Origin of the sequence: Catenuloplanes indicus, from assembly GCF_030813715.1 — a bacterium.
GTDB lineage: Bacteria > Actinomycetota > Actinomycetes > Mycobacteriales > Micromonosporaceae > Catenuloplanes > Catenuloplanes indicus.
Map to the genome: position 1 here is coordinate 9074379 of NZ_JAUSUZ010000001.1, position 26164 is coordinate 9100542.

Genomic DNA, 26164 nt, shown 5'->3' on the forward strand with positions numbered 1-26164 from the left:
GGAGGAACCATGACAGCGCGCCTCAAGAAGATTCTCGCGGCCGCGGCCGTGATGGCGGCCGCGACGACCGGGATCGTCGTGTCCCAGCCGGCCGCGAGCCAGGCTGCCACGCCGAGCCTGATGGCCTACGGGCTGCTCACCGACGGCCAGCGCATGCTGACCTGGAAGACGGACAACCCGGGCCAGAACGACTGGGTGCGGCGGGTCGTCGGGCTGTCCACCGACACCTCGCTGATCGGCCTCGACTTCCGGGTGCTGGACGGCCAGCTCTACGGCGTCGGCAACTACGGCGGCATCTACAAGATCACGCTCCCGCCGGCCGTCGCGGCGCCGACCCTGGCGAAGGTCGGGCAGCTCAGCGTCGCGCTGAGCGGCCAGTCGTTCGGCGTGGACTTCAACCCGGCCGCGGACCGGCTGCGGATCGTCGGCAACCACGGGCAGAACCTCAGCTACGACCTGAACACCAACACCACCACGGCGCAGACCGGGCTGACCGACGGGAACACCGGCCAGACCGCCACCGGCATCACCGGCGTCGCGTACACCAACAACGACCTGTCGAACACCACCGCCACGCTGCTGTCCGACGTCGACACGGTGAAGAACCAGCTGTCGCTGCAGAACCCGCCGGCCGGCGGCATGCTGTTCCCGATCGGCCAGTTCGGCGTGGATCCGTCGCTGAACAGCGGCTTCGACATCAACACCACGGTCAGCAACGGCCGCGCGGTGGCCAACACCGGGTTCGCGGTGTTCGTCGACCCGATCACCCTGATCTCCACCGAGTACCAGATCGACCTGACCTCGGGGCTCGCCACGCGGGTGGACGACTTCCCGCTGGACGTCGTCGAGATCGCGATCGCGCTCTGAGGGAACCGGCAAGGCCCGCCACCTCAACGGGAGGGTGGCGGGCCTTGCCTCGTACGCTATGCGGCCAGGTGCGTCGGCAGCCCCTGGTGGTTGGTGAACGCGAGGCGGCTGCTCAGGTTGCCCTTGCTCGCGATCTGCGCGAAGTAGGTGGCTCGGCGGCGTGCCACGCACCCGTCCGGCCGGCCCGGAGCCTGGACCTGCTCCGGGTCCAGGTGCGTGTTCAGGCCGTCCTTGAGCAGCGTCAGCGCCTCCGCGCGCAGCTGCGAGATGCGCGACTCGGTCACGCCCAGCTCCGCCGCGATGACCGCCATCGGCTCCTCGTTCAGGAAGTACCGAGTGATCACGATCCGCAGCCGCTCCGGCAGCGCATCGATCGCGTTGTGCAGGTAGCCGATCCGCTCCCGGTGGACCAGCATCTCCTCCGGTCCCATGGTCGACTCGGTGACCATGTCGTCCGCGCTGCCGGTGGTGAAGCCCTGCAGCGACAGCACGACCGCGCGCTGTACGTCGTCCTCGGTCGAGTTGATCTCCGCGACCGGGACGCCCAGGTACTCGGCCAGCTCCTGCGGCGTGGGCGTGCGGCCCAGCGTCGCGGTCAGGTGCTGCCGGCCGGTGTCCGCGGCCCGGGCCCGGCTGCGCACCGAGCGCGACGCCCAGTCCAGGCCGCGCAGCTCGTCCAGCAACGCGCCGCGGATCCGGGTCGCGGCGAACCGGTGGAACGGGATGCCGCGCTCCGGGTCGAACCCGCGGGCCGCCGTGACCAGCGCGGCCAGGCCGGCCGAGGTCAGGTCGTCGCGGTTGACGTGCGCCGGGACCCGGCCGAGCATGTCCCGGACCAGGTGGCCGACCAGAGCCATGTTCGCGCGGATCATGTCCTCGCGCTCGCGGTCGGTCAGCGTGGAAGTGGTGATGCTCATCTGCGGTTCCCCCCGTGGAAGTCAGCACGTCGCTGGCCAGGGAGAACTCTCCGGTCCGCCGGGTGCACCGCCGGTTGCCGAAAGTTGCGATCCGGTTGAACCGATCCGGGAAACCCTCAGCCCTCGGCACCATGGAGGAACACCCGGACCTCAGGGGGTACGTCACGGAGCGCTCGGCCGTCCGCCGCTGGGCCCGGCCGGCACTGCTCGCGGTGCCGGCCGTGGCCGCGCTGGTGCTGCTGCGCGACCGGCTGCCGGACGCCGGTGACGTCTGGACCGCGATCACCACGGCCGACCCGTGGTGGCTGCTGCTCGGGCTGGTCGCGGAGTGGGTGTCGCTGGCGATGTTCGCCCGCCAGCAGCTGTGGCTGCTGCGCGGGCTCGGCGTACCGGTCGGGCTCGGGCAGGCGCTCGCCATGACGTACAGCCGGTCCGCGATCGCGATCACCATGCCGGCCGGGTCCGCGATGTCGGCCGGGTTCGCGTTCCGGACGTTCCGCCGGTGGGGTGCGAGCCGCGCGGCCGCGACCACCGCGATGGCACTGTCCGGGGTCTTCTCCGTGCTCGGACTGGTGGTGCTGTACCTGCTCGGCTACCTGGTGATCGTGCTGGAGGACCCGGCGGCCGCGTGGTCGGCGCACCCGGCCGGGACCGTGGCGGCCGGTGCCGGTGCGCTGGCGCTGGTCGCCCTGCTGACGGCCAGCGTGCTGCACGACCGGCACCGCACGCCCACGCCCGCGGCCGATTTCGATCCGCCGGACGGCGGGTTCCTCGCCACGCTGCGGGCGGTCCGTCCGGTAGCGGCCGGCATGCACGGGCGGTACCGGCGGCTCGCGCTGCTGTTCGCGGTGGTCAACTGGTTCACCGACCTGTGCTGCCTGGCCGCGGTCGCGTACGCGTTCCACCTGCCGCTGACGTTCGTGCAGCTCGGCGCGGTCTACGTGGTGGTGCAGCTGGTGCGGCAGATCCCGATCACACCGGGCGGCATCGGCGTGATCGAGGCCAGCCTGCTCGCCGCGCTGGTCTCGGCCGGCGCCGGTCAGGCACCCGCGGCGGCGGCCGTGCTCGGCTACCGCCTCTTCTCCTGCTGGCTGATCATCCCGGCCGGGTTGTTCACCTGGACGCTGCTGCGCCGTCCGTCGCCGGTGCCGTCTGAGACGCGCTTCACGTGACGATTCCTCAGGGTGATGGCCGCGTCGCCGAAAAGGCGTCTCGTACCCACGTGCGGGGAGGAGGATGGCCATGGTGGCTGCCACGATGAACGACGCGACGCGCCTGAAGGCGCTGGTCGGGATCGCCCGGGCCGCGAACAGCGCGCTCGCCGACCCCGCACGGCTGGCCGCCGTGATCGTCCACGCCGCCACGCTGATCGCGGACAGCGCCACGGTCTGGACCCAGTCCAGCACGCACCGGATGCTGACCCGGATCGGGGCCACCCACCGCGACCCGGCCGCCGAGCAGGTGCTGCGCGCGGCGCCCGGCAGCATGACGATCGGCGCGTACGACGGGTTCGTCACCGCCGTCTCGATCAGCGGCGTCGGCGCCGTGCTCGATCCGGCGGAGATCCGCACCAACCTGGACGCGCTCGACCCCGCCGTGGTCGCCGGCCTGACCGCGCGGGGCATCGGCGCCGCCGCCGTGCAGCCGCTGCGCGCCGAGGGCCACCCGACCGGCATCCTGGTCGTCACCCGGGACGCCGGCGGGAACGCGTTCACCGAGGACGAACTCGCCTATCTGCAGGCCGTCGCGGAGATGGCCGCCACCAGCTTCTCCACGGTCGACCTGCTCAACGGCTCCGCCGTCGCGTTCGAGGAGATGCGCGCCCAGGCCGAGATCGTCAACCAGGTCTCCGACGTGATCGTCTCCTGGGACGGCGACGGCCGCATCGTCACCTGGAACACCGCGGCCGAGGGCGTGTACCTCTACAGCCTCGCGGACGCGGTCGGCTGCGACGCACACGCGCTGCTCGACACCCGCTTCCTGGACGAGGACGGCGAGCCGCTCACGTTCGAGGACGTCATCCCGCACATCAGGGAGACCGGCGTGTGGAACGGCGAACTGCGCCAGCGCCGCGCCGACGGCGAAGAGGTCGAGATCAAATGCTCGCTGACCGGCCTGCCCGAGCAGTCCGGCAGCTCGTTCGCCGCGATCATGGTCAACCACGACGTGACCGAGCAGCGCCGCAAGGAACGGCTCGCGCTCAACGACGCGCTCACCGGCCTGCCGAACCGCCGTTTCCTCACCCACCACCTGGCCCAGACGCTGAAGCGCTGGCGGCCCGGCACGCCGCCGATGGGCGTGTTCTTCCTCGACCTGGACGGCTTCAAGAAGGTCAACGACACGATGGGCCACGACGCCGGCGACGAGGTGCTGCGCGTCACCGCCGGCCGGCTCACCGAGGTGCTGCGCGGCGGCGACGTGGTCGCCCGCCTCGGCGGCGACGAGTTCGTCGTCATCTGCCACGCGGTCGGCGACCGCGAATCGGCCCGCTCGGTCGCCCAACGGATGATCGACAACTGCGCGGTCCCGATCCCGGTCGGCGGCGACGAGCCGGCCCGCGTCGTACCCAGCATCGGCATCGCCATGGTCGACGACGACGGCGCCCCCGCCGACGGCCAGGAGTACGAGGCCGACGAGGTCCTCAAGCTCGCCGACGGCGCGATGTACGAGGCGAAACGCAACAAGGGGACCGGCCCGGTCTTCGCGTGACGTCGTTGCCGCCGGTCCCTACTGTGACGGTATGGCAGACGGACCCGTGGGCCTGCTCCGCAGATCCTTCGACGAGCGGCTGGCCGCGGCCGGCGTGGCCGGCTCGACCGCGCTGGGCGTCCTGCTCAACCTCGTCGACTGGGCCGGTCCCGGCGAGGCGATCATCGTGGCGCTGCTCGGCTCGACGCTCACGTTCGTGGTCGGGGCCGGCCTGCGGGCGGAACGCCGCGCCGAGACGCACGACCTGGTCGGCGCCGTGCCCGCGCTGCGCCCCGAACTGACCCGGATCCTCGCGCTGACCGCGCAGATCTCCGCGCAGTACCGGGACCGCAATGCTCGCGAGGAACTGCGCCGCCGCTGCCGCCGGTTCGTGGACGAGCTGGACGGCCTGTCCCGCGGCCAGTTGCGCACCGACGCCTGGGACGCGGGCCAGCTGGTGTCACGGACCGAACAGTGCCGGCGCCGCATGCAGGCCGTCACCAACATCACCGCGGTCGGCCCCGGCTGGTGGACCGCCACGCTCGGCCGCGACTACTGGCGGGCCAACACCGCCGCGATCGCCCGGGGCGTCCAGATCACCCGGGTCTTCATCGTCGCCGACCGCACCGAGCCCGCGTTCGCCGCACTGCTGGCCGAGCAGCGCGCCGCCGGCGTCCGCACGCTCGTCCTCGACCACGCGGACGCCCCCCGCGACCTGCTGGTCAACATGGTCATCTGGGACGACAACCACGCCTGGCAGGCCGAGATGAACCCGTTCGGCGGCATCAGCGGCAACATCTTCCACCACGACCCCGGCACCGTACGCCGCCTGCGCGACCTGGCCGACGCCTGCATCGAGCGGGCCCACCCGTGACGGTCGCCACCGCGCTGCTCATCGCGGCCGTGGTGGTCGCGGTCCGGCTCATCCCGTCGGTGCGGTGGAAGGCCGTGGTCTACGCGCTGCCGCTGCCGATGACGCTGGCCCTCGTCGCCTCCGGCGCACCGGTGGACGCCCGCCACCTGATCGGGGTGGTGCTGCTGGTGCTGTTCTTCGTGCTGGCCGGCCTGCTGCACCACCGGTTCGGCCTGCACATCCTGCTCGCCGACACGCTGGCGATCGTGGCGTACCTGCTGGTCGCCTGGCCGCTCACCACCCTCGGTGACCTGCCGTTCCTGCCGGTGCTGGCCGCGGTGTGCGTGCTGTGGGCGGCCATCGGCCTGCGCCGCCCACCGCCACCCGAAGCGGGCCCACCCCAGCCGCGCCGCCGCCCGACCCTGCCGCAGGTGGCGCTGGTGGTGGCCGCGGCACTGCTGATCGCGCAGTTCGCGGGCGTGCTGCAGGCGTTCGTGGTCACGTTCCCGTACTCCGGCGTGCTCGTGGTCATCGAGACCCGCCGGTCGCTGCCCGCCTTCACCCGCCAGTTCGCCCGCGCGTCGCTGGCCCTGGTCGCCTTCCTCACCGCCTTCCACCTGGCCGCCCCGCTCGGCACCGGCTGGGCACTCGCCGCGGCCTGGGCCGCCCACGTGACGATCACAACCGCGCTGCTCCTGACGGGCGCCCGGCCGGCCCGCCGCCCCGACGCGCTCACGTCCGGAGCGGAAGCCGGTCACTGAGGTGCCCGGAGCCGTGAAACCGCCCACCGATCCGTCCTTCCGGTGGGATGATCAACGCGACGGCTCGGGCGGGCGCCACGTCAATGGATCACTCTTTCGTGGCTGTGCGGCGTGGCGGCGCTGACGTGTTCATGCCGGAGCAATACCCTCCGGGGGGTCATTTTCAGGGCGACATTTGGGACAAAAGGACCGGTTCGCGTGGTTGTTGATCGTTTGGCCTGGGTGCGGTCCTCGGCGTGCCGGGACGGCTACTGCGTGGAAGTCGCAGCGTCGCCGTCCGGCATTCTGGTCCGGGACGCCAAGGACGAAGGGCGCGGTGCGGTGCTCGGTTTCCGAGCCGGCGCCTGGAACGCCTTCATCGCCGGCGTGCGGAGCGGTACCGTCCGCGCCTGACCGTCGCGCCGACCGCGAGCCAGATCGCGACGCGGAGCAGTTGCAGGCAGGTCGACAGGACCGCCCGCCGGGGCCGGGGCGGCAGCAGCCCGGCCACGTCGAGGGTGTCGAACTGCCAGCGATGACCGTCACCGGCCGTGGCCGGCTCGCTCGACGAGGATTCGATCTCCGCGTACTCCACGACGTTCCTGTAGTGTCGTTCCGCGATTCGGGCGAGGCTGCCGGCCGACTGATCTCCCGACTCGAGGTACACGATCCGGGACTCCCGCCAGAAGTCTCGTACCGTGGAGATCTGGAACATTCGGGCGAGCATTCTCTCCAACTCGAGCTCCGTCATCCGGCCGTGCCGCAATGCGGTCTCGAAGTAGCTGAACTCCATGCCTAGATAGGCATGCAGCGTCATCTCTCTGTTGCTCAGAGCGTGTGGAAATCCCCAGAGCGGGAGGTATTCCTCGTTCTCCAGCGCCACCAGCATGAGGTCATTCCGCATGCCGCGGACGACCTCCTCCTCGGATGCTCGCGCCTGCCGGTGCTGCAAGCGCAGCGAGTGCACCACGCCGACCAGCGCTAGTGCGGAGATCACGGTGCCGAGCGCGCCGACCGCCTGACCGATGTCACTGATGGTCTGCCAGTCGATCGACGTGACGAACGCGTTCACCGCCTCATGGACGATTCGCATAAGGGCATGAGAGCACACCCTCGCAATGTCACTGCCGGCCGTGAATGTGAATCCGCGGTTCATTCGTGAAAGCTGGGTGATCGGCTGACGTCGTTCCGGATCGGAAACCACTCAAACGAGTGAGTGCGCAATTTGCCGTTGTGGAATGTGTGCATCGGGCACCGGCCCGTATCCGGTTCCCGGGGCCGGTGAAGGGCTGGCCCCGGGAACCGTGGGTCACACGCGGGACAATGCGCGGTCGCTGACCACGCACTGCATGCCGAACTGGCGGGCCCGGCGGATGGCGAAGTCCGTCAGGCCCTGGGTGTCGGCGTAGTCCAGGGCGATGAGGTCCAGTTCCAGCTGGAGCAGCTGCTCGGCGATCTGGGCGTGGAACTCCAGGGTGTCAGCGGGCCAGGGGGCGTAGCCCTCGTCGGTCCAGCGGGCCGAGAAGGACTCGAAGACGACGCCGTCGACGATCTCGGCGAGGCGGGGGAGCATGCCGAAGCCGCGGTTCGCCAGCAGGTAGGCCGGCTGAGCCTCCTCGCGGATCGCGCCGACCAGCGTGAGCAGGTGCGGCACGTCCTCGGGGTAGGTCAGCTCGACGTTCAGCGTGTCCAGGAACAGGCCGTGGAAGCCCTGTTTCATCGCCGCCTTGGCCTGGCCGACCACGTGCTCGACCCAGAGCGGGTGTCCGACGTGGACGAACGCGCCGCCCCAGTCGGGGTTGCGTTCCTGGCGCTGCCACGGGGCCGGGGGGCCGGTGTCCTCGGACAGCGACAGGTAGCCGAGCGTCTGCACGCCGGCCTCGGCCAGGTAGGTCAGTTCGGCCGGTTTGTAGAAGTCGGGCTGCAGCACCACGCGCGGGTACTCGGCCAGCTCGACGAGCTTGCCGTTGCCGTAGTAGAAGCAGATCGGGGCCTTCGCGCTCATTGCGGCCGTCCGTGCTCCTTGTACCACGCGAACGTGGTCCGGACGCCTTCCTCCAGCGGTACGGTCGGCTCGTACCCGGTCAGCGAGCGCAGCAGCGTCAGGTCGGGGCAGCGGCGCTTGACCGAGCCGGGCGGCGCGTCCGACGGCGCCAGCGTGGCGGACGTGCCGGCGACCCGAAGGACCAGCTTGGCGAGGTCGCCGATGTTGGTCTCCTCGCGGTCGTTGCCGATGTGCACGATCCGGCCGGCGGCGCCGGGGGAGCGCATGAGCAGCAGGATCGCCGTCACCGCGTCGTCGACGTGGCAGAACGCGCGGAACTGGTCGGCGCCCGGGACTGCGAACGTGTCCGCGCCGGACAGCGCGCGCAGCGACATCTCCGGGATGACGTGGTCGGCGCCCATCCGCGGGCCGTACACGTTGTGGAACCGGCCGACCACGGCGTCGAAGCCCTTCGCCCGGGACGTGTGGACGAACGCGGCCTCGCCGAGGAGCTTGCTGACCGCGTACGCGAAGCGCGGCGCGGTCACGTCGGAGATCTGCGCCGGGATGTTCTCCGGCGTCGGCACCGGCACGATCCCGGCGTCGACACCGCCCGCGTAGACCTCGCTGGTCGACGCGAAGAACACGCGCGAGCCGGGGGCGACCCAGTCGAGCAGGTGCATCGCGGAGAGCGTGTTGACCCGGACCACGCGCGCCGGGTCCTTCTCCACGTTGCGCACGCCCACCACGGCCGCGAGCAGGTAGATCTCGTCCCAGCCGGTCGCGGGCAGCGCGGCCCACACGGCGGGGTCGGTCAGGTCGCCGGAGACGACGTCCACCAGCGGGGACGCACGCACCTCGGAGAGGAACGCGTCCTCGCGGCCGCGCGAGAAGTCGTCCACGATGGTCACCGAGTGACCCTCGGAGACGAGACGACGGGCCAGGTGCAGGCCGATGAAACCGGCACCGCCGAGCAGGAGAGCCTTCACGCCGAAACCGCCTCAGGTGCAGAAGGAAGGTAGCCGAGACCCGCGTACCGGATGCCCGCGGCACGGACCGCGGACTCGTCCAGCACCCGCCACGAGTCGTAGATGAACGCCGGCTGTGCGCCGCCCAGGATCTCGGGTATCCGGATCGCCCGGTAGTCCGGGTGGTCGTTGATGATCAGCACGGCGTCCGCGTCGGTGAACGCCTTGTCCAGCGACACCGGCTCGCCGCCGTACTGCCGGATCACGTCGTCGCTGACCAGCGGGTCGTGCCCGATCACGGTCACGCCCGCGGCGGAGAACACGCGCATCATGGTGGCGATCGGCGTGCCGCGCATGTCGTCGGTGGCCGGCCAGCCCTTGTACGCCCAGCCGAGCACCGCCAGCCGCGCCCCGAGGCTGCGGCCGCGCGCCTCCTTGAGCATCTTCACGATCGTCTCGCCGACGTGGATCGGCAGGTACTCGTTGAGCTCGCGTGCCTTGCCGACCAGGAACGGCGGCCGGTCACCGGCGGAGTCGATCAGGATGTACGGGTCCTTGGACAGGCAGCCGCCGCCGACGTACCCGGGCTTGGCGATGTCCGGCCGCGGGTAGTCCACGTTCGTGGCCCGGATGACCTCCAGCGGGTCCAGCCCGTGCCGCTCCGCGATCAGCGCGATCTCGTTGCCGAACGAGTAGATCAGGTCGGTGTGGCAGTTGTTGGTCAGCTTGACCAGCTCCGCCGTCTCCAGGCCGGACACGGTCTGGATCGTCTGCGCCAGCCCGGAGAAGAACTCCACGCCGGCCGCCAGCGACGCGTCGTCCAGGCCGCCGATCACCTGCGGCAACTCGACCAGTTCGCGCAGCGCCTGACCCTGGATGGTGCGTTCCGGCGCCATCACCAGCTTGACGTCGTCGCCCCACGCGGCCTGCAGCTCCGGCAGCACCACGTTGCGGGACGTGCCGACCGGCACGGTGCTGCGCACCACGACCAGCGTGCCCGGGCGGCAGGACGCGGCGACCCCGCGCGCGGCCGCGGCCAGGTTAGCCAGGTTCGGGCGGCGGGTGATGTCGTCGACCGGCGTGGACACGCTGATCACCGCGACCTCGACGTCGGACGGCAGCTCCGTGGAGACGAAGATGTCCTTGCCGATCCGGTTCGCGAAGATGTCGTCGATGCCCGGCTCGAAGATGTGCGGCCGGCCGCGGGACAGCGAGTCCAGGATCGCCGGCGACACGTCCGCGCCGTACACGGTGAAGCCCTTCTCGGCGAGGGCGGCGGTGAGCGTGAGGCCCACGTAGCCGAGGCCCACGACCCCGATCTTGCTTGGCATTGCGTTGTGCTCCTCTCGGATGTGAGCGGTCAGCCGCAGATCGCGGCGGGCCGGTCGAGATCGCGTACGGTGACCGTGCCGGCGAAGCGTTCGGCCCGGTAGCGGCCGCAGGCGGACGACACCGCGTCCCTGCGGACCGCGTAGTCGACGGCGAGCACGAACTTGCCCGCGTCGCGCAGTGCCCGGGTGTTCGCCAGGTTCTCCGTGCACCAGTCCTCGGTGCACGGTTCGTCGGTGGCCAGGTAGAACAGCTCCTCCATCGCGATCCCGTCGATGGCGGCCGTGTAGCCGGGGTGTTCGCGCAGCTCCGGCGAGTTCTGCGGGACGATGAGGAAGCCGGGCTTGCGCTCCTTCGCGTACTTGCTGATCCGCACGATCAGGTTCGTCATCTCCCGGCCGAGCGCGTCCCGGTCCTTGCCCTGTGCGGCGCCGAGGTCGATCTCCTCGTACGCGAGCGGGGTGTCCAGGTAGACGCCGTCGAACCCGGCCGCGATGGCCTGGTCGACGCGCGGCTTGACCACCCGGTCCCACCAGCGCGGGTCCCAGTAGCGCACGAAGTACTCGCCGGGCCAGTCGCCCCACTCGTTGGCGAACATCTCCGGTGCGTCCTTGCGCAGGCCCGGGTACTCCGGCCGGAAGTCCTCGAGGCTGCCGATCTCGAAGTAGGACAGCACCCGCTTGCCGGTCCTCTGCACCGCGCCGATCTCGTCCTTGCGGAAGAAGTCGCGGTGCGCGTCCCGAGCAAGATCGATGACCACCATCTGGTACGGCCCGGCCGCCAGCTGCTGCAGGCCGCCCGACGGATAGTCCTGCAACTGGTACGCCCAGGTGGTGATCTTCCCCGGAGCGGGCGGCGGAGGAACGGCGGTGGCCGACGGGGACGGCGAGGGCGAGCCGGGCGGCGCCGACCCGGCACCCGCGTCCGAGGACGGCCCGGCCGAGCCGGAAGCGGCGGCCGACGGGGACGGGGACCCCTGGGACAGGTCAGGCGGGGTGGTGCGGGGACCCTCGGCAACGAGCCCCCACACCCCGGCCACGAGCAGCACCAGGACCACGGCCGTGACCGGGATCCACCAGCGCCGCCGCCACCATGCCTGGTTCACCGGCGCTCCCCGGCGTTCCAGACGTCCTTGATCGTCGTTTCCAGATCTCGCACCGGCGTCCATCCCAGTTCGTTGCGTGCGCGGCTCACGTCCGCGCGGATCCATGTCACCGCCGCAGACCGGGACGGGCCGGCCCCGGCCTCGCGGATCGTCCCGGTCCAGCCGGCCTCGGCCGCGAGCAGCCCGACCGCCTCCCGCGCGGTCACCGCCCGGCCGCTGCCCGCGTTGTAGACCCGGCTCGGCACGTCCCGGGCCAGCACCACGGTGGCGACCAGCGCGGCCAGGTCCCGTACGTCCACGAAGTCGCGGTGCGCGCCGAGCGGGCCGAGCTGGATCTCACCGGTGCCGCCGGCCAGCGCGGCCCGGATGCGCGCGGCGGCGCGGCCGAGCAGCGTCTCCTCGCTCATCCCGGGCCCGATCGGGTTGAACACGCGCAGTGAGACCGCGTCCAGCCCGTCAGCGATCGTGAACAGCCGGGTGCCGGCGACGTGGCTGACGCCGTACGCGCCGACCGGCAGCAACGGGTCGTCCTCGCGCACCGACCGGCCGGGCTCGACCACGCCGTACTCACCGGCCGAGCCCATCCGCACCAGCCGCGCTCGCGGTGCCGCGGCCGCGGACGCCTCCAGCAGCTTCGACGCGACCAGCGTGTTCGCGGCCAGCAGTTCGGTGGCGGTGCCGCCGAGCGCGCCCACGCAGCTGACGATCGCGTCCGGCGCGGTTGCGCGCAGCAGTGCGGTCAGCCCGTCCACGCCGCCGGCGACCAGATCGTGTTGCGCACGGCCGGGCGTGACCACCTCGGCGACGCGCGGGTCCGCGGCGAGCACGGATCGCACGTGCCCGCCGATGAACCCGGACGCGCCGAAGAGGAGAACCCGGGTCACACCGGCTCCCCGGTGACCGCGTCCGGCTTCGGCGACAGGATCGCCTCCGGCGTGGGCGGCACGACGATCCGCTCGCGCAGCAGGATCGGCTTCAGCTCCGCGAAGTTCCGGTTCGCCTCGTCGTAGTCCTCGGGGCGGCCGATGTCCAGCCAGAAGCCCTCGAACGGGTAGATCGCCGCGTGCTCGTTCTTCGCCAGCAGGTCCAGGACCAGCTGGTCGAAACCGAACGGCTGACCGGCCGGGTACGGCGCGATCGTCTTCCGGGACATGCCGTAGACGCCCATGCTGACCGAGTACGTCAGCGACGGCTTCTCCCGGAAACCGGTGATCCGCCCGTCCGCGTTGTCCAGCACGCCGAAGTCGATCCGGTGCACCCGCTCGGACGTGGCCACGGTGACCGCCGCACCGGAGTCCGCGTGCGTGCGCAGCAGGTGCCCGTAGTCCAGGTCGGTGAGCACGTCGCCGTTCATCACCAGGAACTCGTCCGGCAGGCTGTCCTTCAGCCCGAACAGCGGTCCCACCGTGTTGAGCGGCTTCTCCTCCTCCACGTAGTCGATCGTCAGTCCCCACTCGCTGCCGTCGCCGACGAAGGCGCGGATCAGCGGGCCGAGATGGTTGATCGCGAGGGTCACCGAGGTGAACCCGCACGAGGCGAGCTGCTCCAGCACGATCTGCAGGATCGAGTGGCTGTCCCCGATGGGCATCAGGGGTTTCGGCAGGGCCGTCGTGTACGGACGGAGCCGCACACCCTTGCCCCCGGCGAGGATCACCGCGTGCATCCAGACCTCCCCACGGTCGGTTGAGCTCGTGTCTTACCGGTAGTGCCGGGCCTGCCCGATGACCGGGACCAGGCCTGCGGCGAAGAGACCGAGCAGCGCGAGGACGCTGCCCAGGTAGAGCGAGGTGTCCAGGACCGGCCCGGCGCGCAGCACCGCGGCGGGCACCAGGTGCAGCGCGACGGCCACGGTCATGGTCGCGCACAGCCAGCCGAAGCGCGCCCTCCCGGCCAGCAGGAACGCCAGGTAGTACGCACCGGCCAGCGTCACGTGCGCGGCCGTCATCAGCACGCCGGCCGCGGTGAGCAGGCCGGTCAGCTCCAGGCAGATCAGCAGCAGCAGCGCGGCCACGGCCGGCACCGCGAGGCAGGTCAGTACCTCACGGGCGATCGCCCGCCAGACACCGGCGACGAACGCGGCCGGCCGGTGCACCCGCCGGGTCAGCGCCACGGTCTCGGCCCAGAACCGGTTCGCCCGCCACTCCACCAGCCCCATGCACAGGATCAGCGGTACCGCCGCGACCGCGACGTCCAGCCGGCCGAGCAGGTACGGCGCCTGCGCGTGGAACAGCAGCGCGGCCGAGGCCAGGCCGTACCCGGTGACGCCGATGATCGCGCGGCGCTCCGGGCGCAGCGACGCCAGCAGCGGCGGCTCCGGCCGGGTCTGCTCGCCGGACCGGCGGGTGGTCGCCATCAGGCCGAGCGCGTACGCGGCCGCGACGCCGAGCACGGTCACCGCGACCGATGCCAGCCGCAGCCCGGCACCGCCGAGGCTCAGGTAGAGCGCGCCGAGCACGAACGCGGGCACCATGGACAGCGCCAGCCACAGCTCCCGGCGGTAGAAGACCAGGAGCGTCGAGGCCATCTGGTACGCGAGCTGGCCGGTCATCATCGCGACCAGCTCCGGCCCGCCGCCCCAGCCGAACGCCACCACCACGCCGAGCAGCAGGCCCAGCGGTGGCCCGGCGACCGCGGACCAGAACAGGACCCGCGCGGCCGAGCGGTCCCGGCCCAGACCCAGCATGCGGTACGCCGCGTGCGCGGCCGTGCCGGACAGCACCCAGCCGAGCGTGCCGGCCGCGACCAGCCCGATGACCAGCGCGCGCAGCCCCACCATGGCCAGCACGGCCGGGAACGCGGCGGACGGCAGCACGTAGAGCGGGCCGTGCGCGAGCGTGCGCAGCGCGTCCTTGCGGCCCTGGGTGAGCACGACCGGGTTCGGCTCGTCCGGCACCACCGGCGACGGCGGGCCCATCCGCTTGTAGACCTCGAGTGCGAGCGCGAACACGTCGGTGTAGCCGTACTCCACCCGGGCCGCGCGGTCGGTGTGCCCGTCCGACTCCAGCAGCGCCGCGACCTGCAGCGCGTCCACCGCCTTGCCGAGCTTCGGCCGTACCTTCTCGACCAGGTCGTCGATCGGGTCGGTGGAGATCCTCGGCAGCAGTACCGTGATGTCGGTGGCGGGTGCCCGGTCCTCGCTGGCCGCGCGGGCCGCGGCCATGATGCCGCCGCCGGCCGGGGACTTCCGTTTCCTGGTCGGGACCTCGTCGCCGACGTCACTGGAGAGCGTCATCGCGCCTCACCGTCCAGCTTGGTGGTGTCGTCGGAGTCGAGCGGGAACCGGGGCAGCAGCGTGGTCTCGTCCGTGCCGGCCGGTGCGCCGAACGCACGGGGCAGCACCGTGGTCTCGTCCGTGCCGGTCGTCTCCACGGCCTCGTCGACGACCGCGGTGACCGGGACCGGCGGCAGCGGAGGCCACGCCGGGCGTACCCCCGGATCTCTGCGCGGCACCGCCGCCATGCCCTTGCGGGCCCGCTGCTTCGGCACCGGTGCCACGCCGGGACGGGTGCGCTTCTCCGGCACCAGGACCCGGCCCTTGGTCTGGCCGCGCAGGTGGCGCGGGGGAGCGGTCTGCTCGGCCGGCTTCGCCAGGCCCTCGTAGACGTTGCGGTACGCCTCCAGCGAGCGGCGCAGCGTGAAGTGCTCCAGCACCCGGGCGCGGGCCGCGGCGCCCAGCCGCAGCCGCCGCTCCCGGTCCTTGAGCAGCGTGATCGCAGCCTCGGCCACCGCCTCGAAGTCACGCGGCGCGACCACGATGCCGGTGTCCGCGACCGCTTCCGCAACGCCGCCGACGTTCGTGCAGACCGTGGGCCGGCCGCACGCCATCGCCTCCACCACGGTGTACGGGAAGCCCTCGGAGATGCTGGTCAGCGCCACGATGTTGCCCGCGTGGTACGCCTCGACCGCGTTGCCGACCCGGCCCTCCAGCGTGGCGCAGTCGCTGAGCCCCAGCTCGTCGATCAGCTCCTGGCAGGAGGCGTGGTAGACGCGGTTCGCGACCGGCGTGCCGCCGAAGATGCGCAGCCGGGCGTCCGGTATCTCCTTGCGGACGATCGCGAACGCGCGGATCAGCGTGTGCAGGTCCTTGAGCGGGTCGACCCGGCCCATGAACGAGATGGTCGGCGCGTCCGGCTCACCGGTCGCGGCCGGGAACTCGTCCGGCTCGACGCCGTTGTACATCGTCCACATGCGCTCCGGGTCCGCGCCGTTGTGCAGCTGCCAGCGCCGGTTGTACGCGGAGTGCGGCGCCAGCACGTCGGAGATCAGGTAGGCCGCGCCGGCGAGCGACCGGAAGAAGCTGAGCACCAGCACCCGGACCGCGTGCGGTGCGCCGTCGTGCAGGTACGCGATGTACCGCTCGCGCAGGTAGATGCCGTGCTCGGACATGACGATCGGCGTGCCGTACGCCCACTTCGACGCCATCCCGGTCAGCGTGGCCAGCCCGTTCATCGAGGCGTGCACGATGTCGGCCCGCACCGGCGGAGCGGACAGCGGGCGCATCATGTGCGAGATCAGCCAGGCAGCCTCCAGCGCGTCCGCGACCGTGGGCGCCGGCCCGGTCTCGTCGACGCGCAGCACGGACCATGCCTCCAGCATCATGTCCAGCGCCTCGTTGGAGACCAGTGCGGCGCTCAGGTCGCCGCCGTCGCTGGCGTACTCGAACAGGCCGCGCAGCGCCAGCAGGAACATGCTGCGGTTGACCGCGCCCTCCTCGGAGCGGGTCGACTCCAGCGGCGTCACCAGTGCGCGCAGGAACACCTCGTACGACTCGACGAAGCCGGCGCCGGGCCGGCGGACCGGCACGAGCGCCCGGCCGAGGGGGCGGCGGCGCTCCGGCCGCGCGCCCCACAGCGGGATGTTGTGCACCCGGTCCAGGTTCTCCGGGTAGGCGAACGCCGGCTTCTCGGTGCCGTCGACGGTGAGCGCGACGACCTCCCACCGGTAGTCGGGCATGCCGCGGATGAGTTGCTCGCACCAGACGCTGACGCCACCCATCGCATAGGGGTAGGTGCCTTCCGACACCAGCGCGATCCTCATCCGCGGCCCCCGATTCCTCTCGCCTTGTTCCGTTTTTCTCGGTGGTGCCGGGGTTACAGCCGCGGCGCGGCGGCGACGACGACCGGCGTGCCGTTCGCCGCGACCGTGACCGGCGCGGTGACCGCGGTGCCGTAGGTGGTGGCGTTCGTGACCGTGGTGGCCACGCCGCCGACCTGGACGGTGCCGCCGTTCGGGACCGAGACCGTGATGGTCCCGGCGACCCGGTCGTAGACCGCGCTGGCGTTGGCGCTCAGCGCCGCGAAGTGCGCGTTCCGGGCGTCGGTGTAGGACGCGATCCCGGTCCACGACGAGTTGATCAGCGGCACGTTGAACGTGGCCTCGTACTTGTCCAGGATGGTGTCGACCCAGTCGGTGACCAGCGTGTTGCCGCTGCCGTAGTCACGCACGTTCGCGATGTGGAACGTGTGCGAGTAGATCGAGCCGGTGGCGACGTGCTGGAAGCCGATGACGCCAGCCTCGTAGTCGAGGATCTGCTGGTACGTCCGGTTGGTCGGCCAGTACGGGAACAGGCCGTTCGGGCCGTAGAAGGAGTTGTAGAAGTGCGTCTCCTCCGGCGGCGTGGTGGTGTGGTACGCGATGTTCGTCGGCCAGTCCGGCACCACCTTGATGCTGTTCTTCAGCGGGTGCACGATGCTGGTGTTGAAGTTCGCCGGCTTGTGGCTGTTGAACGACATGTTGCCGTGCACGTGCGTGACCCCGGCGAACGCGGCCGCGTCCAGGAACGCCTGGTTCGAGCCGGTCAGGCCGTAGTCGGTGGGCGGGCTGGTGTCGTCGTCCGGGTTCGGGTTGTAGACGCCCAGACCGGAGTACTCCGGCGTCTTGAGGATCGTCGCCGGCACGTTCAGCCCGATGTTCGCACCGCGGGTGGCGTTGTCCTGGATCTCGAACAGCGAGGTGTTGTAGTCGGTGTGGTTCAGCTCCGGGTGGTTCGTGGTGTGGTTGATCCACCGGAAGCTGTCCTTGAGGCACTTCGTGGTCGAGGTGAGCGTGGTCTCGTCACCGTTCGGGTAACAGGTGTCACCGGCGAACGTGTCGATGTCCGCGCCGTTGTAGGCCAGGTTGAACCTGAAGTCGCCGACCTTCGGGTGCGCGGTGCTCAGCGCGGTCTGCTGCGCGGCCAGGTTGACCGTGTCGTGGCCGCTGACCCGGAAACCGGGGTCGTACTCGACGGTGCCGTCCTCCTTGTAGTGGTCCGCGCTGTTGAACCAGTCGTCGATGTCGACGTTCAGGTGATGCTTGCGCTCGCCGAAGAACAGGCCCTTGGTCGCCCACTCGAACAGGCCGTAGACCAGCAGGTCGGACTGGATCAGGTTGACGTTCGAGGTGAACGTCAGCGCGATCTTCTCCCGGCCGCTGGTGGTCGCCTTGACCGCGAGCACGTTGCCGGTCGCGTCCTGCAGCAGCGCCTGGCCGTTGCAGCCGGCGACGAGCGAGGTCTTGTAGACCCACGACTCCTGGACCGGGATCTGCGCCGACGGGTTCAGGTAGTCGAACACGCCCGCGCCCGCGCTGGTCAGCGACGCCGGGAGCACCGTGCCGCCGGTGACGCCGCCCTCGGAGACGCCGTTCAGGCAGTACGTCTCCGGCCAGGTGCCGTAGCTGGTGTAGAGCGCGGCCTGCCGGACGCCGAAGTTCAGCTCGTAGTTCCAGAGCAGGTTCCACTCGGTGGCGTCGAGCGCCGACGAGAAGCTCGGCAGCAGCAGCATGCTGTTGGTCAGCAGGATCGCGTTGTAGTTGCCGACCGACCCGGTGGTCAGCGTGGCGGTGGTGATGGTCGTGGTCGCCGCGTCGAGCACGTCGTACTTGGCGCCGACCCGGTCCAGCGTGGCCTTCCAGGTCGCGATGCCGAAGTCGTCGGTGCCGACGCCGATGATCAGCGCCTTCAGCGAGACCTGGTCGTTGACCAGCGCGGCGCGGGCGGCGGAGCCGGCCTTCGGCGCGACCTGCGGGATGCTGCCCGAGCGCTTCGGCAGCGGGCCCGGCACCTGGATCGCCGGTGTGTCGACCTGGCCGTAGCCGGGGACGGCCGGCGGCTGGGCGCCGGGCGCGGCCGGGAGCTGTGCGCTGCCCGGCGTCTGGCCGCCGAGCACGACCGCGAGCGCGGTCAGCCCGGCGAGTGCGATGCGCGCCGCGGCACGGCGGCGCGAGGGTCCGGTGAGGACCATGTGGTGAACCTCCGATGAGGAGCCGATTGAGGAGTCCATCCAGGACTGTCCGGCCTGGCCGGGCCCGGGACGGCGGTGCCCGGCGAAAACAATGGAGAACGCTAGCAATGATCGCAAGGGGCCTTCGGGCCGCGAATTGCACATTGACGCAGGCTCGCACGAGTGGTAGCGGAAAACGGCCGAAAAATCGTTTGCAGACATCGAGATCAATCCAGGTCTCTATGAAAGCGAGCCCTGTTCACGGCCCTGACGTGCGCTTTTCCGGGTGGCTGCGTAACGGTCGCCTAACACTTCGGACACGCGCGGCATGCAACTCCCGGTGCATGCGGCGGCCGGAGCGCCTCCGCCAAACGTCGCTAGATCGCTACGCAGAGCGTTCGCCGTGCCCGCACGGAGTGACGAAAACGACCGTCCGGGTCGCCAACCTAGTCCGTACGGTGGATGACCGAGTAGTCCGGACGGTCAGCCATGCTGCGGCACGCGTGAATCGGGCACAACCGGGCTTGATCATCCCATGTGGAGCTATCGGGTCTTGTCGTCCAAATGGCACGCCGATGCTCGGTCGGAAATGGGCTGACCTCGGTAATCGTGGGAAACCGCGGGGGGCTGGTCCTCGACATTGAAACGGGCGTGTTGCCGGGAATTCATCGCGCAGACGCCCAATGGTGCGCGATCGCGAATCCGGGCGCCATTTCCGGAGAAAAGTGCGGTCGGATATCCGGCACTACTGGTGGGGCGGCCGGGATGGGACTATTGTGCTTCCCTCGCGGTCAGCGAGCTCGGCCAACGGCACCTACCTCAACGATCCGGCGAGCGCCGCGATCCCGCCCGAGATCCCGGTGCCGCTGCGCGCGGGCGACCGTGTCTACGTTGGAGCGTGGAGCTCAGGTCCACGATGGACCAGGTGCCGCGCTCGCGCAGCAGCAGCGCGTGGGTGTGCGAGACGCCGGGGTCCTCCGGCGGACCGGTCAGGTCGATGTCCGGGTGGATGCCGCGGGACCGGCTGCGGCGGCCGATCAGCAGCCGCTCGCCGGTCAGCGGAAAACGGCGCTCCGCGGCGAAGCGCGGGAATACCATGCCACCCGCGTCCGCCCCGCCCTGCGCGACGACACCGTCGAAGTAGGCCCGGTCCGCACCCACCACGATTTCCAGCCGCCCGGCCTCTGCCTCTGACCCGGCGCCCGCCTCGGTGCCTGCAGCGGCTGCTTCAGCGGTCCTGGAGCGCGCTCGCATGCCGGGGCCCGGTTGTGCGGCTGCGTTCGGCTGCGCGGCCGCGTTCGGCTGGGCGCCGGGGCCTGGCTGGGCGTCGCGGCCGCCGGCCGCGCCATGGCCGCCGGCCACGCCGGGTGCCGGCGAGCCCGGCGACACCGGCGGCGCCAGGACGAAGTCATACCCGTCCACCTCGCAGAACCGCCCACCCTGCGGCGTACCGCACCGCGGCACCCGGCCGGCACCCGCCGAGTCACCTCCGGGTCCGGACTGGCCGGGGGACCACCGGCACCACCGGATCCTCCCGAACTCCCACCGCCGGCGAATCCCGCGCCACGCCGTGCATCGGCGCACCGCACGTGTCGCAGTAGTCGTGCGTCCCGGAGTCGTGGCCTTTCGGGCAGGTCGCCGTCGTCATGGCCGTCCTCGGCCCTCTCGCCGCACCCGGACCGTCTTCGTGGACCGGACGTTGATGATCTCGACGTTCTCGCCGGTTTCCCGCCGCTTCAGCCGTACCGTGCCGGTCCGCGCGTCCTCCACGTCGACCACCCGGGCCAGCAGCCTCGCGGTGTCCGTGTGCCCGGTCTCCGCGGCCAGCTGCACCGCGCGGCCCAGCTTCGCGGTCGCGGTCTCCTCGTCGCCCGCGTCTCGGGCCCGCAGCCCCTCCTGGATCGCCACGGCCAGCTCGGCCTGTCCGGTGTAGTGCGCCACCAGCTCCAGCCAGCGGCCGATCGCGGTGCCGCCGTTGGCCCACAGCAGGTTCTCCGCCGCCCGGGCCTCGGCGCGGGTGCGCGCGCCCGCGACGACCGTGCCCGGCTCCCGCGGGTACACCATGGTCGCGGCGCCGTTCCCGGCGATCACCGCGAACGGCGTACCGTCCGGAAGCGTGTCGACCGCGGTGACGGTCGCCTTCTTCGCCTCGGTCATCTTCGTGGCCGGCGCGGCCATCGACCCGGACACGTCCACGATGATGATCTGCGCGATCCGCCCACCGACCGGTGCCGCCCCACCGGTCGCGGTCACGGTGAGGATCGCGTCCACGGTCCGCCCGCCGGCCGGCAGGAACTCGTTCTGATCCACCTCCGCCTCGAACCGCACCCGCCCGCTCTCCTGCACCATCACGCATCTCACCTCTCGCCGTGGCTTGCCGCTGACGGGATTTCCGTCTCCGGCACGGCCGCGCCCGGCGTGCCGCCGACCGGCAGGACCGCCACCGCGACGTTGTCGTCGCCGCCCGCACGTACCGCCAGCGCGGTCAGCCCGCGGGCCAGCGTTGCCGGATCCGCGCCCGGGACCAGCGCCGCGGCCAGCGCCGACGGGGACGGCAGATAGCGGGACAGGCCGTCCGTGCACGCGACCACGTGCCCGGCCCGTACCGCCCGGGAGTGCCGGACCTGCGGCGCCGCCTCGCCCGCGTCCGCGCCGAGCCAGCGCACCAGTGCCCGCGAGCCCGGGTCCACGTCCGTCAGCCCGGCCGGGACCGCCCGCCCGGCCTCCCGGATCGCCGCGATCGAGTCGTCCACGGTCAGCTGCTGCACGTCGCCGTCCACGCCCACCCAGTAGGCGCGGCTGTCACCCACCCAGCCCACGGCCACCCCGTCCGCCGCCACCACCACGGACACGTAGGTACAGCCCGGCGGCGCGTCCCCGTCCTCGTCCCGCCCGGTGTCCGCGGCCGCGCGGGCCGCGGCCGACGCCGCGTGCCGGGTCGCCGTGGGCCCGTCGGCGCCGCGCACCAGCGCCTCCAGCAGTGCGGACACGCCCGCCTCGGCCGCGCCTACCGCGGCCACGTCCGCGCGCCGGGCGGTGGAGATCCCGTCACAGAACCACCGCCACCACCGCGTCACCGGCACGTCCGACCGCGACCGCGTCCTCGTTGTGCCGCCGCCGCGCCCGATCGGTCACCGCCGCGACGCCGTCCAGCATCAGCTCGGCCCGCCCGCGTGCGACGCTGACCCGCCGCCCGCACACACCGCACCAGCCGCCGGCCGCCTCCGCGGCGGCGCCGCACGCGGCACGGATCCCCCGAGTCTCGCGCGCCGACCGCCACGCCCACCCGTCACCTTTCCCCAGGTCCGGCAAAGCCCACGGGGGTACGGCGCCCACGTCCTTGCCGCTCCTGACGGGTTGCCGGGCGGCCCCGTCCACGCCGGGCGCGCTCGTCTCACCGCCACGCCCGGCAGGGTTCTCCGGGCGGGTCTCCCGGGGCCGGCCGCCGCCTGCCGCCGGCACCCGCTCGCCGGCGGACCACGGTCGCGGGACGGGCCCCGGGAACGCATCGGCCCGGTGCGTGCTCTCCTCGCCGGGTCGCGGGCGCGGTCCTGGCCGCGGCAACGTGCCGGTCCGGCGCCGGCCCTCGTCGCCGGGTCGCGGGCGCGGGCGGGACTTCGGGAGCCGCGGCCAGGCCGGCCAGCAGCGCGAGCATGATCAGCGCGGTCATCCACAGCGCGAGCCGGCCGGGCGTGTGCCGCAGTCCGGCCGTGAGCCGTTCCCGGGGTGGACTCTCCGTCATCACCATGGCCTCGGCCCCCTCGCTCGGTCGCATTCACGGCAGAAACCGTGTTCAACAGTGAGCGGAGCGTGATCGTGGCTGTGCGTCCGTACCTGATGGGGTGTGCAGCCCGGTTGGCGCGAGCGTGACCGCACCAGGCATGATCGGTGACACCATGACCACGCTGACCGACCGGCTGCCCGGCACCGCGGACCCCGACACGCTCTACGAGATCTTCAGTCTCTGGGCGCAGGAACGGGGTCTGAGCCTCTATCCGCACCAGGAGGAGGCGCTGATCGAGATCGTCTCCGGGGCGAACGTCATCCTCAACACGCCGACCGGGTCGGGGAAGAGCCTGGTCGCGACGGCCGCGCACTTCGCGGCGCTGGCGCGCAACGGGACCACGTTCTACACCGCGCCGATCAAGGCACTGGTCTCGGAGAAGTTCTTCGCGCTGATCGAGATCTTCGGTGCGGAGAACGTGGGCATGCTGACCGGCGACGCCTCGGTCAACGAGGACGCGCCGATCATCTGCTGTACGGCCGAGATCCTGGCGAACATCGCGCTGCGCGAGGGCGCGGACGCGGACGTCGGCCAGGTGGTGATGGACGAGTTCCACTTCTACGCGGAGCCGGACCGCGGCTGGGCGTGGCAGGTGCCGCTGCTGGAGCTGACCCAGGCGCAGTTCATCCTGATGTCCGCGACGCTCGGTGACGTCTCCCGGTTCGAGAAGGACCTGACCCGGCGGACCGGGCGGCCGACGTCCGTGGTGCGCTCGGTGGAACGGCCGGTGCCGCTGCTGTTCAGCTACGTCACCACGCCGATGCACGAGACCATCGAGGAGTTGCTGACCACCCATCAGGCCCCGGTGTACGTCGTGCACTTCACCCAGGCCGCGGCGCTGGAGCGCGCGCAGTCGCTGATGTCGGTGAACGTCTCCACCCGGGCGGAGAAGGACGCCATCGCCGAGATGATCGGCAACTTCCGGTTCGCGGCCGGGTTCGGGCGAACGCTGTCCCGGCTGGTCCGGCACGGCATCGGCGTGCACCACGCGGGAATGCTGCCGAAGTACCGCCGGCTGGTGGAGACGCTCGCCCAGGCCGGCCTGCTGAAGATCATCTGCGGGACCGACACGCTCGGCGTCGGCATCAACGTGCCGATCCGCACCGTGCTGTTCACCGGCCTGTCCAAGTACGACGGCGTGCGCACCCGGCTGCTGCGCGCCCGCGAGTTCCACCAGATCGCCGGCCGGGCCGGGCGTGCCGGGTTCGACACCATCGGCCGGGTCGTGGTGCAGGCGCCGGAGCACGTCATCGACAACGAGCGCGCGCTGGCGAAGGCCGGCGACGACCCGAAGAAGCGCCGCAAGGTGGTCAAGAAGAAGCCGCCGGAGGGCACGATCGGCTGGGGCAAGCCCACGTTCGACCGGCTGGTCGAGGCGGAGCCGGAACCGCTCACGTCGTCGTTCCAGGTGTCGCACGCGATGCTGCTGAACGTCCTGGCCCGGCGCGGCGACCTGTTCACGCACATGCGCCGGCTGCTCACCGAGAACGACGAGGACCGCGCGTCGCAGCGCCGGCTGGTGCACCGCGGGATTCTCATCTACCGCGCGCTGCTGGCCGGTGGCGTGATCGAGCGCCTGCCGTCGCCGGACGAGGAGGGGCGCACGGTCCGGCTCACCATGGACCTGCAGCTCGACTTCGCGCTCAACCAGCCGCTGTCGCCGTTCGCGGTCGCGTCGCTGGAACTGCTCGACCGGGAGGCGCCGTCCTACCCGCTGGACGTCGTGTCGGTGATCGAGTCCACGCTGGAGAACCCGCGGCAGATCCTGTCCGCGCAGCAGTTCAAGGCGCGCGGCGAGGCCGTCAACGCGATGAAGGCCGAGGGCATCGAGTACGACCAGCGGATGGAACTGCTCGAACAGGTCACCCACCCGCGCCCGCTGGCCGAGCTGCTGGAGGCCGCGTACGAGACGTACCGGCAGGGCCACCCGTACGTCGCCGACTACGAGCTCGCGCCGAAGTCCGTGGTCCGCGACCTGTACGAGCGCGCGATGACGTTCGGCGAGTTCGTCTCGTTCTACAGCCTGTCCCGCTCCGAGGGCCTGGTGCTGCGCTACCTCGCGGACGCCTACCGTGCGCTGCGCCAGACCGTCCCGGAGGACGCGAAGACCGACGAACTCGTCGACCTGATCGAATGGCTCGGCGAACTGGTCCGCCAGGTCGACTCGTCGCTGCTCGACGAGTGGGAGCGGCTGCGCAACCCGGGCGCCGAACCACTCACCGCGGTCCCGCTGGACGACAAGCCGCCGGCCGTCACCCGCAACCTGCGCGCGTTCAAGGTCCTGGTCCGCAACGCCATGTTCCGCCGCGTCGAGCTGGCCGCGCTGCACCAGTGGGCCGCGCTCGGCGAACTCGACGCCGAGTCCGGCTGGGACGCCGCCGCCTGGGCCGACGCGCTGGCACCGTACTACGAGGAACACGAGGACATCGGCATCGGCCCGGACGCGCGCGGTCCCGCGCTGCTCCAGATCACCCAGGACCGTACCGAATGGACGGTCCGCCAGGTCCTCGACGACCCGGCCGAGGACCACGACTGGGCCATCACCGCGGTCGTCGACCTGGCCGCCTCCGACGAGGCCGGCGTCGCCGTCCTGACCGTGACGGACGTCAGCCGGATGTAGATCCCGATGCGGTGCAACGGTGCGGACATCGACCGCACCTCCGTATGGGAGATCATCCGCCATGGCACGGTTCCTCTTCGCGGCGACGCCCGCGACCGGTCACGTCACGCCCGCGCTGCCGCTGGTCCGGGCGCTGCGGGACGCCGGGCACGAGGTGCGGTTCACCACCGGGCGTGAGTTCGAGCGGCAGGTGACCCGGGCCGGGGCCGCGTTCACGCCGGTGCCGTGGTGGCCGGACGTCACGGCCGGTGACCGGCCGGTGGTGGTGGTCTCCCAGGGCACGATCGCGACCGACCCGGCCGAGCTGCTGCGGCCCGCGCTGACCGGCCTGGCCCCGGCCGACGACCTGCTGGTGGTCGCGGTGACCGGCGGTGCGGACCCGGCCGTGCTCGGCCCGCTGCCGGCGAACGCGCGCGCGGCCGCGTTCGTCCCGTTCGCCGAGCTGTTCCCGTACGCGTCCGTGGTCGTCACGAACGGCGGCTACGGCACGATCCAGCTCGCGCTCGCGCACGGGCTGCCGATGGTGGTCGCCGGCCGCACCGAGGACAAGCCGGAGACGACCGCCCGGGTGGCCTGGTCCGGTGTGGGCGTCGACCTGCGCACACAGCGGCCGGCCGCGGACCGGGTTCACTCGGGCGTGCGCCGGGTGCTGACCGACCCGGCATTCGCGGCCCGGGCCCGCGCGCTGCGCGACGAGATGGACGACGGCTCCACGCCGGAGCGGCGCGCGGTCGCGCTGATCGAGGCGGTGGTCAGGCCTGCGGCCGGGTGAGGCTACCGCTCACCGGGTCGGCGACGGTCTGCGGGAGGTGCGGCACGTCGACGATCCGGTCCGCGTCGGACAGCCAGCGGTGCAGCCAGGCGGCCGCCTCCGGGTCGCGGGCCGAGAGCGCGGCCAGCACGTCGGCGAACGCGGCCACCCGGGCCGGGTCGCCGGGCGCGTCGTCGACCGCGTCCAACTCGGCGCCGCCGACGTCGTGCCGGGCGGCGAACTCGGCCAGCGCGGCCCACGCGGCCGTGCCGGGCTCACCGGCCGCACCGGTGGCGAGCGGGACGACGGTGGCGGCCAGGGCGGCCGCGGTGACGGGTTCCACGCGAGTACCGTAC

General features: G+C 71.8%; 24 protein-coding genes. 8 read left to right on the forward strand and 16 right to left on the reverse strand.

All coding sequences use genetic code 11. The annotated features are described in order from the left end of the window. Nucleotides 1-9 precede the first annotated feature (9 nt). Nucleotides 10-867: a DUF4394 domain-containing protein gene (locus J2S42_RS40700; protein ID WP_307248273.1), complete on the forward strand. Its 858-nt coding sequence runs from the start codon at nucleotides 10-12 to the stop codon at nucleotides 865-867. 56 nt (nucleotides 868-923) lie between these two features. Here J2S42_RS40700 and J2S42_RS40705 read toward each other — a convergent pair whose 3' ends face one another. Continuing rightward, nucleotides 924-1784 (reverse strand): sigma-70 family RNA polymerase sigma factor, encoded by an 861-nt coding sequence (locus J2S42_RS40705; RefSeq protein WP_307248274.1) that lies wholly within the window; start codon nucleotides 1782-1784, stop codon nucleotides 924-926. Nucleotides 1785-1915: 131 nt separating this feature from the next. Between J2S42_RS40705 and J2S42_RS40710 the strand changes: the two genes are divergently transcribed. The 5 genes from J2S42_RS40710 to J2S42_RS40730 all read left to right on the forward strand — a co-directional run bounded on the left by J2S42_RS40710 (nucleotide 1916) and on the right by J2S42_RS40730 (nucleotide 6479). Beyond that, nucleotides 1916-2956, forward strand: a complete 1041-nt coding sequence (locus J2S42_RS40710; protein WP_307248276.1) for a lysylphosphatidylglycerol synthase transmembrane domain-containing protein — start codon at nucleotides 1916-1918, stop codon at nucleotides 2954-2956. A 70-nt stretch (nucleotides 2957-3026) separates the two neighbouring features. Further along, nucleotides 3027-4493, forward strand: a complete 1467-nt coding sequence (locus tag J2S42_RS40715) for a diguanylate cyclase domain-containing protein (RefSeq protein WP_307248278.1) — start codon at nucleotides 3027-3029, stop codon at nucleotides 4491-4493. A gap of 31 nt (nucleotides 4494-4524) precedes the next feature. Beyond that, the gene (locus J2S42_RS40720) at nucleotides 4525-5346 is read left to right on the forward strand and encodes a DUF6879 family protein (RefSeq protein ID WP_307248279.1); all 822 of its coding nucleotides are present in this window, start codon (nucleotides 4525-4527) and stop codon (nucleotides 5344-5346) included. Beyond that, entirely contained in the window at nucleotides 5343-6086 is a 744-nt protein-coding gene (locus J2S42_RS40725) for a hypothetical protein (protein WP_307248281.1), read from the forward strand. The genes J2S42_RS40720 and J2S42_RS40725 overlap by 4 nt, the downstream gene beginning before the upstream one ends. A gap of 255 nt (nucleotides 6087-6341) precedes the next feature. Further along, nucleotides 6342-6479: a DUF397 domain-containing protein gene (locus J2S42_RS40730; protein WP_307248283.1), complete on the forward strand. Its 138-nt coding sequence runs from the start codon at nucleotides 6342-6344 to the stop codon at nucleotides 6477-6479. Here J2S42_RS40730 and J2S42_RS40735 read toward each other — a convergent pair. The 14 genes from J2S42_RS40735 to J2S42_RS40800 all read right to left on the reverse strand — a co-directional run bounded on the left by J2S42_RS40735 (nucleotide 6442) and on the right by J2S42_RS40800 (nucleotide 21989). Continuing rightward, entirely contained in the window at nucleotides 6442-7158 is a 717-nt protein-coding gene (locus tag J2S42_RS40735; RefSeq protein WP_307248285.1) for a DUF6082 family protein, read from the reverse strand. The two genes, J2S42_RS40730 and J2S42_RS40735, sit on opposite strands and share 38 nt — an antisense overlap. Nucleotides 7159-7374: 216 nt before the next feature. Continuing rightward, complete coding sequence (locus J2S42_RS40740) at nucleotides 7375-8070, reverse strand: endo alpha-1,4 polygalactosaminidase (protein ID WP_307248287.1); 696 nt, start codon at nucleotides 8068-8070, stop codon at nucleotides 7375-7377. Continuing rightward, nucleotides 8067-9038, reverse strand: coding sequence for an NAD-dependent epimerase/dehydratase family protein (locus J2S42_RS40745; protein ID WP_307248289.1), 972 nt, complete (start codon nucleotides 9036-9038; stop codon nucleotides 8067-8069). The genes J2S42_RS40740 and J2S42_RS40745 overlap by 4 nt, the downstream gene beginning before the upstream one ends. Then, entirely contained in the window at nucleotides 9035-10348 is a 1314-nt protein-coding gene (locus J2S42_RS40750) for a nucleotide sugar dehydrogenase (protein ID WP_307248290.1), read from the reverse strand. The genes J2S42_RS40745 and J2S42_RS40750 overlap by 4 nt, the downstream gene beginning before the upstream one ends. Before the next feature lie 29 nt (nucleotides 10349-10377). Then, nucleotides 10378-11451 (reverse strand): glycoside hydrolase family 191 protein, encoded by a 1074-nt coding sequence (locus J2S42_RS40755; RefSeq protein WP_307248292.1) that lies wholly within the window; start codon nucleotides 11449-11451, stop codon nucleotides 10378-10380. Then, the gene (locus J2S42_RS40760) at nucleotides 11448-12335 is read right to left on the reverse strand and encodes an NAD-dependent epimerase/dehydratase family protein (RefSeq protein WP_307248294.1); all 888 of its coding nucleotides are present in this window, start codon (nucleotides 12333-12335) and stop codon (nucleotides 11448-11450) included. Before J2S42_RS40760 ends, J2S42_RS40755 begins: the two co-directional genes overlap by 4 nt. Beyond that, nucleotides 12332-13114 carry a sugar phosphate nucleotidyltransferase gene (locus J2S42_RS40765; RefSeq protein ID WP_307248296.1) on the reverse strand — a complete coding sequence of 261 codons (783 nt, stop codon included), beginning with the start codon at nucleotides 13112-13114 and terminating at the stop codon, nucleotides 12332-12334. Before J2S42_RS40765 ends, J2S42_RS40760 begins: the two co-directional genes overlap by 4 nt. A 33-nt stretch (nucleotides 13115-13147) precedes the next feature. Next, nucleotides 13148-14683 (reverse strand): hypothetical protein, encoded by a 1536-nt coding sequence (locus J2S42_RS40770; protein WP_307248298.1) that lies wholly within the window; start codon nucleotides 14681-14683, stop codon nucleotides 13148-13150. Further along, on the reverse strand, nucleotides 14680-16488 hold the full coding sequence (gene pelF, locus J2S42_RS40775; RefSeq protein WP_307248300.1) for a GT4 family glycosyltransferase PelF: 1809 nt from the start codon (nucleotides 16486-16488) through the stop codon (nucleotides 14680-14682). Before pelF ends, J2S42_RS40770 begins: the two co-directional genes overlap by 4 nt. Nucleotides 16489-16541: 53 nt before the next feature. Then, nucleotides 16542-18674, reverse strand: a complete 2133-nt coding sequence (locus J2S42_RS40780) for an Agd3-related carbohydrate-binding protein (protein WP_307248302.1) — start codon at nucleotides 18672-18674, stop codon at nucleotides 16542-16544. A 798-nt stretch (nucleotides 18675-19472) separates the two neighbouring features. Then, nucleotides 19473-20075 carry an FHA domain-containing protein gene (locus tag J2S42_RS40785; RefSeq protein ID WP_307248304.1) on the reverse strand — a complete coding sequence of 201 codons (603 nt, stop codon included), beginning with the start codon at nucleotides 20073-20075 and terminating at the stop codon, nucleotides 19473-19475. Between the two features lie 222 nt (nucleotides 20076-20297). After that, a complete protein-coding gene (locus J2S42_RS40790) occupies nucleotides 20298-21002 on the reverse strand; it encodes a hypothetical protein (RefSeq protein ID WP_307249307.1) in 705 nt (234 codons plus the stop codon). Between the two features lie 8 nt (nucleotides 21003-21010). Then, entirely contained in the window at nucleotides 21011-21730 is a 720-nt protein-coding gene (locus tag J2S42_RS40795; RefSeq protein WP_307248306.1) for a PP2C family protein-serine/threonine phosphatase, read from the reverse strand. After that, nucleotides 21702-21989, reverse strand: a complete 288-nt coding sequence (locus J2S42_RS40800) for a hypothetical protein (protein WP_307248308.1) — start codon at nucleotides 21987-21989, stop codon at nucleotides 21702-21704. Before J2S42_RS40800 ends, J2S42_RS40795 begins: the two co-directional genes overlap by 29 nt. 545 nt (nucleotides 21990-22534) lie before the next feature. On the opposite strand from J2S42_RS40800, the gene J2S42_RS40805 reads away from it, so the two are divergent. Continuing rightward, nucleotides 22535-25057 carry a DEAD/DEAH box helicase gene (locus tag J2S42_RS40805; protein WP_307248310.1) on the forward strand — a complete coding sequence of 841 codons (2523 nt, stop codon included), beginning with the start codon at nucleotides 22535-22537 and terminating at the stop codon, nucleotides 25055-25057. A gap of 61 nt (nucleotides 25058-25118) precedes the next feature. Continuing rightward, complete coding sequence (locus tag J2S42_RS40810; RefSeq protein ID WP_307248312.1) at nucleotides 25119-25829, forward strand: glycosyltransferase; 711 nt, start codon at nucleotides 25119-25121, stop codon at nucleotides 25827-25829. On the opposite strand, the gene J2S42_RS40815 is transcribed toward J2S42_RS40810, so the two are convergent. Next, entirely contained in the window at nucleotides 25810-26151 is a 342-nt protein-coding gene (locus J2S42_RS40815; RefSeq protein WP_307248314.1) for a hypothetical protein, read from the reverse strand. The two genes, J2S42_RS40810 and J2S42_RS40815, sit on opposite strands and share 20 nt — an antisense overlap. Nucleotides 26152-26164: the final 13 nt, after the last annotated feature.